The organism is Streptomyces sp. NPDC059679 (assembly GCF_042734105.1).
Lineage (GTDB): Bacteria > Actinomycetota > Actinomycetes > Streptomycetales > Streptomycetaceae > Streptomyces.
The window spans coordinates 1-10783 of the sequence record NZ_JBHWES010000073.1 but is presented as its reverse complement, the minus strand read 5'-3'; the positions used below and the strand labels follow the sequence as shown (position 1 = coordinate 10783).

At 70.2% G+C, this 10783-nt stretch carries 8 protein-coding genes; 4 read left to right on the top strand and 4 right to left on the bottom strand.

The genetic code is table 11. From position 1 onward, the window contains the following. Positions 1–228: 228 nt before the first annotated feature. From kdpF to kdpC, 4 genes are read left to right on the top strand one after another with little or no spacing between them, the layout of a single operon-like run. A complete protein-coding gene (gene kdpF / locus ACFV2X_RS45870; RefSeq protein WP_358643855.1) occupies positions 229–321 on the top strand; it encodes a K(+)-transporting ATPase subunit F in 93 nt (30 codons plus the stop codon). Further along, a complete protein-coding gene (gene kdpA, locus ACFV2X_RS45865) occupies positions 318–1982 on the top strand; it encodes a potassium-transporting ATPase subunit KdpA (RefSeq protein ID WP_385627976.1) in 1665 nt (554 codons plus the stop codon). The genes kdpF and kdpA overlap by 4 nt, the downstream gene beginning before the upstream one ends. Further along, the gene (gene kdpB, locus ACFV2X_RS45860) at positions 1982–4087 is read left to right on the top strand and encodes a potassium-transporting ATPase subunit KdpB (protein ID WP_385627973.1); all 2106 of its coding nucleotides are present in this window, start codon (positions 1982–1984) and stop codon (positions 4085–4087) included. The genes kdpA and kdpB overlap by 1 nt, the downstream gene beginning before the upstream one ends. 43 nt (positions 4088–4130) lie before the next feature. After that, the gene (gene kdpC / locus ACFV2X_RS45855) at positions 4131–4718 is read left to right on the top strand and encodes a potassium-transporting ATPase subunit KdpC (protein WP_385627971.1); all 588 of its coding nucleotides are present in this window, start codon (positions 4131–4133) and stop codon (positions 4716–4718) included. 39 nt (positions 4719–4757) lie between these two features. Here kdpC and ACFV2X_RS45850 read toward each other — a convergent pair whose 3' ends face one another. From ACFV2X_RS45850 to ACFV2X_RS45835, 4 genes are all read right to left on the bottom strand, one after another. Next, positions 4758–6752: an amino acid transporter gene (locus ACFV2X_RS45850; protein WP_385627969.1), complete on the bottom strand. Its 1995-nt coding sequence runs from the start codon at positions 6750–6752 to the stop codon at positions 4758–4760. A gap of 156 nt (positions 6753–6908) precedes the next feature. Then, complete coding sequence (locus tag ACFV2X_RS45845; RefSeq protein WP_385627968.1) at positions 6909–8843, bottom strand: discoidin domain-containing protein; 1935 nt, start codon at positions 8841–8843, stop codon at positions 6909–6911. Positions 8844–8944: 101 nt separating this feature from the next. Beyond that, positions 8945–9307 carry a hypothetical protein gene (locus ACFV2X_RS45840; protein WP_385627966.1) on the bottom strand — a complete coding sequence of 121 codons (363 nt, stop codon included), beginning with the start codon at positions 9305–9307 and terminating at the stop codon, positions 8945–8947. Between the two features lie 266 nt (positions 9308–9573). Next, on the bottom strand, positions 9574–10581 hold the full coding sequence (locus tag ACFV2X_RS45835; protein WP_385627965.1) for a hydroxyacid dehydrogenase: 1008 nt from the start codon (positions 10579–10581) through the stop codon (positions 9574–9576). Positions 10582–10783: the final 202 nt, after the last annotated feature.

Sequence of the window (10783 nt, the reverse complement as noted above, 5' to 3'; positions counted from 1 at the left end):
CGCGATTCGCCCGCTGTCGCCGCGGGGGCGGAGAAGCGAACCAGAAGGCACTGTGAGCGTCGCACGCGCGGCCGCCGGTCCGCACACGACCGCGATTCGCCCGCTGTCGCCGCGGGGGCGGAGAAGCGAACCAGAAGGCACTGTGAGCGTCGCACGCGTGGCCGCCGGTCCGCACACGACCGCGAAGGCCGCACCTCTGCGCCGCGGCGGGGCGAACGGAGAGGCACCGTGAGCGTCGACAACGTCGTCGGGCTCGTCGTGGCCGTGGCTCTCCTCGTCTATCTGGTGCTGGCCCTGATCTTCCCGGAGAAGTTCTCGTGACCGGCGCCCTCGCGGGCTGGCTGCAGATCCTCGCGCTGGTGGCCGCGCTGGCCCTGTCGTACCGGCCGCTGGGCGACCACCTGGCCCACACCCTGACCACCTCGCGGCATCTCGCCGCCGAGCGGCTGGTCTACCGGCTCGGCGGCGTGGACGGCGACGCCGACCAGGGGTGGCCGGCCTATCTGCGCGGGGTGCTCGCGTTCTCCGCGGTGTCCGTCCTCTTCCTGTACGGATTCCTGCGGCTGCAGAACCATCTGCTGCTCTCGCTCGGCAGCCGGCCGATGCCCGCGGACCAGGCGTTCAACACCGCGGCGTCCTTCGTCACCAACACCAACTGGCAGTCGTACTCGGGCGAGTCGACGCTGGGCCATCTGGTGCAGATGGCCGGCCTCGCGGTGCAGAACTTCGTCTCCGCGGCCGTGGGCATCGCCGTTGTCGCCGCCCTGATCCGCGGTTTCACCCGGGAGCGGACCGAGCAGGTCGGCAACTTCTGGGTGGACCTCACCCGGATCGTGCTGCGGGTGCTGCTGCCCATCGCGTTCGTCTTCGCGATCGTGCTGGTCGCGGGCGGGGTGATCCAGAACTTCCACGGTGTCGAGTCGATCCGGACCGTCGCCGGGGGCCACCAGAACCTCATCGGAGGCCCGGTCGCCTCACAGGAGGTGATCAAGGAGCTGGGTACCAATGGCGGAGGCTTCTACAACGCCAACTCCGCCCACCCCTTCGAGAACCCCAACCCCTTCACCAACTGGCTGGAGATCTACCTCCTGCTGGTGATCTCGTTCTCCCTGCCGCGCACCTTCGGGCGGATGGTCGGGGACCACCGCCAGGGCTATGCGATCGTCACGGTCATGGCCGTGATCTGGGCGGCCTCGATCGCGATCGTGACCGTCGCCGAAGCGCACAGTGTCAGCAGCCAGGCGGGCCATGCGGCGGGCGGAATGATGGAGGGCAAGGAGCAGCGCTTCGGCATCTGGGCCTCGGCCCTGTTCGCCGCGTCCACCACCCTCACCTCCTGCGGAGCGGTCAACTCCTTCCATGACTCCTACACGCCGTTCGGCGGCGGGATGACCATCTTCAACATGATGCTGGGCGAGATCGCGCCCGGCGGCACCGGCTCCGGCCTCTACGGAATCCTCATCCTGGCGATCATCGCGGTCTTCGTGGCCGGGCTGATGGTCGGCCGCACCCCCGAATACCTGGGCAAGAAGCTCGGCAGCCGGGAGATCAAGTTCGCGTCCCTGTACATCCTGACCACACCGGCGATCGTGCTGGTGGGCGCGGGTCTGGCCATGGCGCTGCCGGGCGAGCGGGCCGCCATGCTCAACCACGGGCCGCACGGCTTCTCCGAGGTGCTGTACGCCTTCACCTCGGCCGCCAACAACAACGGCTCCGCCTTCGCCGGACTCGGCGCGAACACCGCCTGGTACAACACCGCACTCGGCCTGGTCATGCTGTTCGGCCGCTATCTGCCCATGGTGTTCGTGCTGGCGCTGGCCGGGTCGCTGGCGCGGCAGCAGCCGGTGCCCGTCACGGCCGGTACGCTGCCCACCCACCGGCCGCAGTTCGTCGGGCTGCTGACCGGCGTGGTCCTGATCGTCGTCGGCCTCACCTACTTCCCCGCACTCTCCCTGGGCCCGCTCGCGGAAGGTCTTCAGTGATGTCCTCGACCACCGCCGAAGCTACGTCGCACCGGGTCTCGGGCGGTCTGCTCGACCCCCGACAGCTCTTCACCTCCCTGCCCGACGCGGTCGGAAAGCTCGACCCCCGGACCATGGTCAGGAACCCGGTGATGTTCGTCGTGGAGGTCGGGGCGGTACTCACCACCCTCTCGGCCATCAAGAACCCGAGCGTCTTCGCCTGGGTGATCACCGTATGGCTCTGGCTGACCGCGGTCTTCGCCAATCTGTCCGAGGCCGTGGCCGAGGGCCGCGGCAAGGCCCAGGCGGAGACACTGCGGCGGACCAAGACCGCCACGGTCGCCCGTCGGCTCATCGACTGGCGGCCGGGTGCGAAGACCGCCGACGGGGCCACCGGTGACGCGGTGGGCGAGGAGTCGGTGCCCGCGGCCGACCTCCGGCTGGGCGACCATGTGGTCGTCGAGGCGGGGCAGACCGTCCCGGGTGACGGCGATGTCGTCGAGGGCGTGGCCTCGGTCGACGAGTCCGCGATCACGGGCGAGTCGGCCCCGGTCATCCGCGAGTCCGGGGGCGACCGGTCCGCGGTCACCGGCGGCACCAAGGTGCTGTCCGACCGGATCGTCGTCAAGATCACCTCCAAGCCGGGGGAGACCTTCATCGACCGGATGATCGCCCTGGTGGAGGGCGCCGCACGGCAGAAGACACCGAACGAGATCGCGCTGAACATCCTGCTCGCCTCGCTCACGATCATCTTTCTGCTCGCGGTCGTCACCCTCCAGCCGTTCGCCGTCTACGCGCACGCCGAGCAGACCATCGTCGTCCTGGTCGCCCTCGTGGTCGCGCTCATCCCGACCACCATCGGCGCCCTGCTGTCCGCGATCGGCATCGCCGGGATGGACCGGCTCGTCCAGCGCAATGTGCTCGCGATGTCCGGCCGGGCCGTCGAGGCCGCGGGCGACGTCAACACCCTGCTGCTGGACAAGACCGGCACCATCACCTTCGGCAACCGCCAGGCCGCCGAGTTCCTGCCGGTCGACGGGGTGGCCGTCGACGACCTCGCGGACGCGGCCCAGCTCTCCTCGCTCGCCGACGAGACCCCCGAGGGCCGCTCGGTGGTCGTCCTCGCCAAGGAGCGGTACGGACTGCGCGCCCGCGACGAGGGCGAGCTGGCCCGCGCCGAATACCTGCCCTTCACCGCCCAGACCCGGATGAGCGGCGTGAACGTCGAAGGCCGACAGGTCCGCAAGGGCGCCGCCGCAGCCGTCACCGCCTGGGTGAACGAACACGGCGGGCGGCCCGGCGACGAGGTCCAGGGCGTCGTGGACCGGATCTCCGAATCGGGCGGCACCCCGCTCGTGGTCGCCGAGCGTACTGAGGGGACCGCCCGGATCCTGGGCGTCATCCACCTCAAGGACGTCGTCAAACACGGTATGCGGGAGCGGTTCGAGGAGCTGCGCCGCATGGGCATCCGCACCGTCATGATCACGGGCGACAACCCGCTGACCGCCCGCGCGATCGCCGACGAGGCGGGGGTCGACGACTTCCTCGCCGAGGCCACGCCCGAGGACAAGATGGCGCTCATCAGAACAGAGCAGGCGGGCGGCAAACTGGTCGCGATGACCGGCGACGGGACCAACGACGCCCCGGCGCTTGCCCAGGCGGACGTCGGCGTGGCCATGAACACCGGCACCTCGGCCGCCAAGGAGGCCGGGAACATGGTGGACCTGGACTCCAACCCGACCAAGCTGATCGAGATCGTCGAGATCGGCAAACAGCTGCTGATCACCCGTGGTGCGCTGACCACCTTCTCGATCGCCAACGACGTCGCCAAGTACTTCGCGATCATCCCCGCGATGTTCGCCGCGGTCTACCCCGGCCTGGACAAGCTCAACATCATGCGGTTGCACAGCCCCACCTCGGCCATCGCCTCGGCGATCGTCTTCAACGCCCTGATCATCGTCGCGCTGATCCCGCTGGCGCTGCGCGGAGTGCGCTACCGCCCGTCCTCGGCGGCGTCCCTGCTGAGCCGCAACATCCGGGTCTACGGCCTGGGCGGGCTCGTCCTGCCCTTCCTCGGCATCAAGCTGATCGACCTGATCGTCCAGTTCATCCCGGGACTGCGCTGACCCCGACACAGGCTGACCACCGACACAGGAAGAAGGCGACCCCATGCCCGGCCCCCTTCCCCGCACGGTCCGCCGTCACCTGTCCGCCCTGCGGCTGCTGCTCGTGTTCACCGCGGTGACCGGCATCCTCTATCCCCTCGCCGTCACCGGCGTGGCGCAGCTGGCGTTCCGGGACCAGGCGGACGGTTCGCGGATCGAACGCCGCGGCAGGACCGTTGGCTCCAGCCTGATCGGCCAGAACGTCGGACCCGACGCCCAGTGGTTCCGGCCCCGCCCCTCCGCCGGCGGGTACGACCCGCTGGCCTCCGGCGCGTCCAACCTGGGGCCGAACAACCCGGACCTGGTCAGGACGGTCGAGCAGCGGCGCGCAGCCGTCGCCGCGTACGACAGGGTCGACCCCGAGGACGTACCGGTCGACGCCGTCACCGCGTCCGGCTCCGGCCTCGACCCACATATCTCGCCGACGTACGCCTATCAGCAGGTCAACCGCGTCGCCAAGGCCCGCGGTCTCAAGCCGGCGACGGTACGGCGGCTCGTCGCCGCACACGTCCAGGGCCGGGTCCTCGGCTTCCTCGGCGAGAAGCGCGTGAACGTCGTCGAGCTCAACGCCGCGCTGGCCGGTGACAGGTGACGTCGAGCGGCCACCCCGGAGGCCGGGCCCGGTGGTGGCTCAGCCGACGTGTACGTGGGGGCGGCGGGTCCGGTCGGGCTCGGCCTCGCGCAGCACCTCGCGGGTCACCGGGGCGACCTCGCCCTGGCCGAACAGGAAGAACCGCAGGAACTGGGCGAAGGGGCTGCCTTCGGTCCACTCGAAGTAGATATGCGGCCGGCACCCGGTCAGGTCCCGCACCTGCAGCAGCAGCGCGGCCAGGGAGTTGGGGATGCTGGAGCCGTCGAGGGTGAGCACCCGGTAGCGCCCGTGCAGCACCTCGCCCCGGACGCGCAGCGCGGATTCGAAGTCGGAGGGGTCGCGGACGGTGACCTCGACGAAGACGAAGTCCTCCTCGACGGGGATGTCGTTGTCCGCCCGGATCTGCTGGATCTTGTCGCGGTACTCGGCCGCGTCGCGGCTGTCGGGCTCATTGGCGATGAACCGCATCCGGCGGGTGGCGGTGTCACGGACGAACCGCTCGGCCATGGGGTCCAGGTCCACCTCGGTGACGCGCAGCTCGAAGGCGCGGGCCAGCCGGGACAGCAGGGAGACGGCCATGATGCCCGCGATGAAACAGGCGCCGATCTTCACACCGTCGGGCCGCTCCACGACATTGACCGCGGTCGTGTACCCGAAGACGGCGGAGATGACGCCGAAGCCGATGGTCCAGCCGCGCTGTCCGGCGCGCCGGGCAGCGATGGTGACGGCGATCGCGGCGGAGGTCATCAGGACCAGCACCCCGGTGGCGTAGGCGCCGCCCTGGGCGTCGACGTCGGCGTCGAAGATCCAGGTGACCAGGAAGGCGACCAGGATGAAGACGATGACCATGGGGCGTACGGCGCGGGCCCAGTGCGGCGCCATGCCGTAACGGGGCAGATAGCGCGGCATGAGGTTGAGCAGCCCGGCCATGGCCGAGGCGCCGGCGAACCACAGGATGCCGACGGTCGCGGCGTCGTAGACACTGCCGAACCCGGAGCCCAGGTACTCATGCGCCAGGAAGGCGAGCGCGCGGCCGTTGGCCTGGCCGCCGTCCTTGAACTCGTCCTGGGGGATGAGGAGGGTGGTGATGAAGCTGCTGGCGATCAGGAAGACGCTCATGATCACCGCGGCGGTGGTGAGCAGCTTCTTGGTGTCCCGGATCCGCCCGGCGGGCCGCTCCTCGGTGTCACCGGGGCCGCCGTCGACATGGGGCATGACGGCCACGCCGGTCTCGAAACCGGACAGACCGAGCGCCAGCTTGGGGAACACCACCAGAGCCAGGCCGACCATGACGAGCGGATTGCCGTGTTCGGCGGTGAGCGCCTGGGACCAGTCGGTGACCACGTGGGAGGCGGTGGCCACATGCCACAGGCCGACCAGCACCACTACCGCGTTGAGCACCAGATAGACGCCGACCAGGACCACCGCCACCCCGATGGCCTCCGTGAAGCCCTTGAGGAAGACCGCGCCGAGGAGGGCGACCAGGCCCAGCGTGATGACCACCTCATGGCCGTGCAGGGCGCTGGTGAAATGCGGGTTCTCGACCAGGTGGGTGGAGGCGTCGGCCGCGGAGAGGGTGATGGTGATCAGGAAGTCGGTGGCGGCGAACCCCAGCAGCGTCAGGACGAACAGCTTGCCCTTCCAGAAGGTCAGCAGCCGCTCCAGCATGGCGATGGACCCCTCGCCGTGCGGGCTCTCCTGCGCGACCCGCCGGTAGACCGGCAGCGCACCGGCCAGGGTGACGGCCACCAGCACCAGGGTGGCGATGGGGGACAGCAGCCCGGCGGCCAGGGCGGCGATGCCTGGCTGATAGCCGAGCGTGGAGAAGTAGTCCACACCGGTCAGGCACATCACCCGCCACCATCGCTGACCGCGGTGGCCCTCGGCGCCCCCAGAGCCCCCGGGGCCCTCGGAGCCCTGGGTCTGCACGCCCGGCTTTCTGCCCATATCGGACAGACCTTTGAGCATCCAGGCGCGCAAACGGCTCTCACCCGGCCCCTCCGGAGGGGCTTCCACTGGGGTGGAAGTGGCCATCGTGCACTCCTGTCGCTTTCCAAAACCGAACGCACCGCCGAGGGACGGCCAGATCAGGGTAGACGTGCCCCTCTCCGGTACCCCATGGCGGTGCGGTCAGGCCAGGCGTGTCGCCCCCGCTTCACGGCCGGCGATGCGCGCACGGTGCACGCGGTGTCACTCCGTGTCGGGCAGCAGATACCAGAACTCGATCTCGGCGAGGTTGCAGCGCCCGTTGTGGCCGTCGAGGACGCGGATCAGCCGGTACGAGGCACGTTCGGGGAGCTTCACCTCGTACCACTGGGCGGCGGAGATCCCGCTCAGCGTATGCAGATCCGTCCAGGTCTGCCCGCCGTCGTCGGAGCCGCGGAACACGGTGCCGTTCGCGCGCAGGATCTTGTCCGCGGCGTCGGTCCGGGGATGGACACGGATCCGGTCGACGGTGATTGGCCCCTTGTCGCCGGCGTCGATGTCGATCCAGCTCTCGGCGGCCAGGGTGTCGGTGTACGTGGCGGTGTCGCCGTCGAACGCCTTCCAGCCGTTGGACTCCTTGGTGCCCTTCCCCGGCCACTCGATGGTGGACGCCTGGACCATGCCCTGCGCGATCTCGAACTTGCGCAGCAGCGTGTCCACGGACACCAGCAGCTCATACGCCGCGTATGCGGCGTCGATCAGGGCGTCCTGATCGGCCCCGGCCTCCTTCGCCGCCTTCTCGATCCGGTCGAGCTCGGCGGTGAACGCGGCGTAGCTCTTCTTCGTCCAGTCGGCCGCGGGGGTCTTCCGGGCGCGGGCCAGCAGCTGGGCGAGAGTCTCGGCGACGGCGACGGCGGGTTCGGCCGTGGTCCGGGTCCCGCCGCCGACGAGGGTGGCCGTCACCTTGTAGTAGCGCTTGCCGTGCCGGAACCCCTCCTCCTTGTGGGCGTAGCCGCGGGTGTTCTCGACCACGTTCTCCCACTTCTCGCCGTCGGTGGAACGGGCCAGGGTGAAGCCGATCGCGTCGTCGGGCTTGTTCCAGCGGACGGTGACGGTGGAGGCGTCCCGCTCGACCGACACCAGCAGCGCCTGCGCCGGCAGGTCCTCCAGCGCCACCCGCGCGAAGGTGGCGTCCCCGATGGCGGCGAGGCCCGCGTGGACGGCGTACGGCAGCGGTGTGAACAGCGTGCCGACCGTCAGCCAGGTGTCGCCGTCGGGGGAGGTCTGGGCCTGCACCCGGTGGGTGGCGAAGTCCCGGACGAGCCGCAGATACGGGGTCGCGGCCAGGGTGTGGCCGTCGAGCTTGTCGACGATCGGCGAGCGCTTGTCGTCCTGCCAGTCGTGGCGGCTGTCGCGGGTGCGGTTGCGCAGCACGAGATTGCCGTCCCGGTCGGCGCCGAAGAACAGATAGCGGGTGTTGGCGGCGAGCTTGTCGCGCAGCATCAGACCGGTGAGCGAGGAGCGTGCCGTCTCCAGGCGGGCGGTCAGCGTCCAGCTTCCGGCCGCGGGGCGGCTCGCGTAGTGCAGCGCGTCCTCGATGTCCCGCTTCAGCACGTCGTAGTCGTCGCCCTCGCCCAGCCCGTCGCCGTGAGCCCCCAGGACGCGGACCGTGGTGCCGCGTACGGCGGTGCTGCCCGGATGCGCGCCGCCGAGCGCGTCGTCGCGCCACCCGGACCGCAGCAGCCCGGGCGTGACGGGAGCGGGCAGCTCGGCGCGTACGGTGTGCGACGGCAGGCCGGAGCCCTGCTCGTTCACGCCGGTGACCGTGTAGTAGTAGGTGACGCCGGGCCGGGCGGTGCGATCCAGGTGGTAGCGGCCGGTGGCCTTCGGCGCGAGCAGCGTGTACGGGCCGCCGGCGCGGGTCGCCCGGCGTACCTCGTAGTGCGTGGCGCCCGCGGTGGTCTGCCAGGTGACCGCGATGGAGCCGTCGCCGGGCAGGGTGTGCACGAAGTCGACGTGGGCGGGCGGCGCGGCAGTGGCCTCGTCGGAGGAGAGCTTGAGCACCAGACCGCTCTTCGGACCGATCCGCACCGCGCCCCCCACGACCGGCAGTTCCCGGCCGGTGACCAGGTCGGTCACGGTGGTCCCGGTGTGGTCGGCGGGCAGGTCGACGGTGAACGTGCGCTCGTTGCCGTACACCGGGCGTGAACGGGGGCGTGGCGCCGCCCGGGACCGCGTAGTACTTGTCCACCGCCCGCGCGGAGGGCAGCGCCGACTCGGCGAACAGGCCCTTCGTCAGATTACGGCGCCAGCTCCTCCGTCACGTCCTGGGCCAGCCCCTCGGAGGCCAGGGACGGCGCCTCGCCGAAGTTCTGGACCAGACACGGGACGTGTTTCTGGGCGGCGACCGCGTTGCGCAGATTCTGCTGGGTGCCGGGGTTGTCGGCCTGCTTCACAAACTTGAGCTTGATGTCCTTGTGCGTCGCGTTGAACTTGGCGACCACCGGATCGACGTTCTTGGCCTCGAGCCAGTCCCAGTACTCGATGGTGACCGGGCCCTCGGCCTTCCCGGTCGTGCCGCCATCACCGCCGCCGCAGCCGGTCAGGACGACGGAGAGCACCACCGCCGCACAGGTGGCCACTCTGACCCGCTTGCTGTTCATGAATTCCTCGCGGGGAGCCGGTGATCGGACCATAGAAATCGGTCTCTGTGGGAGCTAGAGGTGGGGGTCCCGCTGGACAAGATGTCGTGCGCGGAAATTCTCGGACCCTGGTAAATTCGCTGCTCATGGTCGGTGGTACGAACCGGTAGCTCAGAGTCCGGCGCGATTTGTGATAGAGATCGATTGCTAGCGGGCAGGGCGGGCGCCGACCGGGGCAGGGCGAGTGTCGGCCGGGGCGCGGCGGACGCCGGCCGGGGTCGCCTGGCTCACGCGGCGCGTTCCAGCTCCGTGTGATCCACCTGATGGGACAGCGGCACCCCGGCCAGCAGCCGCTCCAACTCACCCACCGCGGACAGGCCGAGCCGGCGTACCTCGTTGCCCTGCGACCCCGCCAGGTGCGGGGTGATGAAGACGCCCGGCGATTCGAAGAGGGGGGAGTCGGCAGGCAGCGGCTCCGGCTCCGTGACGTCGAGGACGGCGCTGAGCCGCGCGGTGCGCACCTCCTCGGTCAGTGCGTCGTGGTCCACCAGGCTGCCACGCGCGGTGTTGATCAGCACCGCGCCGTCCGCCATCAGCGCGAGCTCACGGCGGCCGATCAGATGGTGGGTCTCAGGGGTCGCGGGGGCGTGGATCGAGACGATGTCGCTGCGCTGGAGCAGTGCGTCCAGCGACAGCAACTGGACGCCCAGCGCGGCCGCCTCGGCCTCGCCGACGTACGGATCGGCGAGGAACACCTCGAAGTCCAGCGGGCGCAGCAGCTCGATGACGCGCCGTCCGATCCGCGAGGCGCCGACGATGCCGACGCGCCGCCCGAAGTTGCCGATGCCGGGGATGATCTCGGCGAGGGGGAAGGTGCGCAGCGAGCGGTAGCGCTCGCGGGCGGCGAAGAGGTCCTTGCCCGTCAGGATGATCATGCCGAGGGTGTACTCGGCGACCGGCAGCGCGTTGGCGTCCGCGGCGGACGAGACGACCAGCCCGCGCTTCCACCAGCCGGGGGCCATGATGCCCTTGACCGAGCCCGCGGCGTGCAGCACGGCACGCAGCTTGGGTGCGGCGTCGAGCACCGCCGCGTCGATCAACGGGCAGCCCCACCCGGTCAGCAGGATCTCGGCCCGGCCGAGGGCGCTCCGCACCCGGGGATCCCGGAAATCCTCGGCGATCAGCGACGGATCGACCTCCACGGAGGCCCGCAGCCGGTCCAGTACCTCGGGCGGGTAGACGCTGGGCAGGGTCTTCGTACTCATGGCGAACAACGCCAGTGGGCGTTCGGGCAAGGCACGGCCTCCGGCTCGGGGGATGTCATAGCAACCGGTCTCTATAGCAACCGGTCTCTACGGTATGGCCGTGCTCGCGAGAGGGTCAATGGAGCGGGAGCGAACAGCTGAGCCGGGGGATGCGACCGGTTGCCAAGATGGATTGTGTGAGGAGGGAGGCCGGACATGACAAGGGGCCCGGCGTCGGCGGTGGGCCGACGCC

What these genes read in the sequence shown, in the direction of transcription:
- kdpB (WP_385627973.1), top strand. Translation starts at nt 1,982, where the DNA reads ATGTCCTCGACCACCGCCGAAGCTACGTCGCACCGGGTCTCGGGCGGT.
- kdpC (WP_385627971.1), top strand. Translation starts at nt 4,131, where the DNA reads ATGCCCGGCCCCCTTCCCCGCACGGTCCGCCGTCACCTGTCCGCCCTG.
- ACFV2X_RS45850 (WP_385627969.1), bottom strand. Translation starts at nt 6,752, where the DNA reads ATGGCCACTTCCACCCCAGTGGAAGCCCCTCCGGAGGGGCCGGGTGAG.
- ACFV2X_RS45840 (WP_385627966.1), bottom strand. Translation starts at nt 9,307, where the DNA reads ATGAACAGCAAGCGGGTCAGAGTGGCCACCTGTGCGGCGGTGGTGCTC.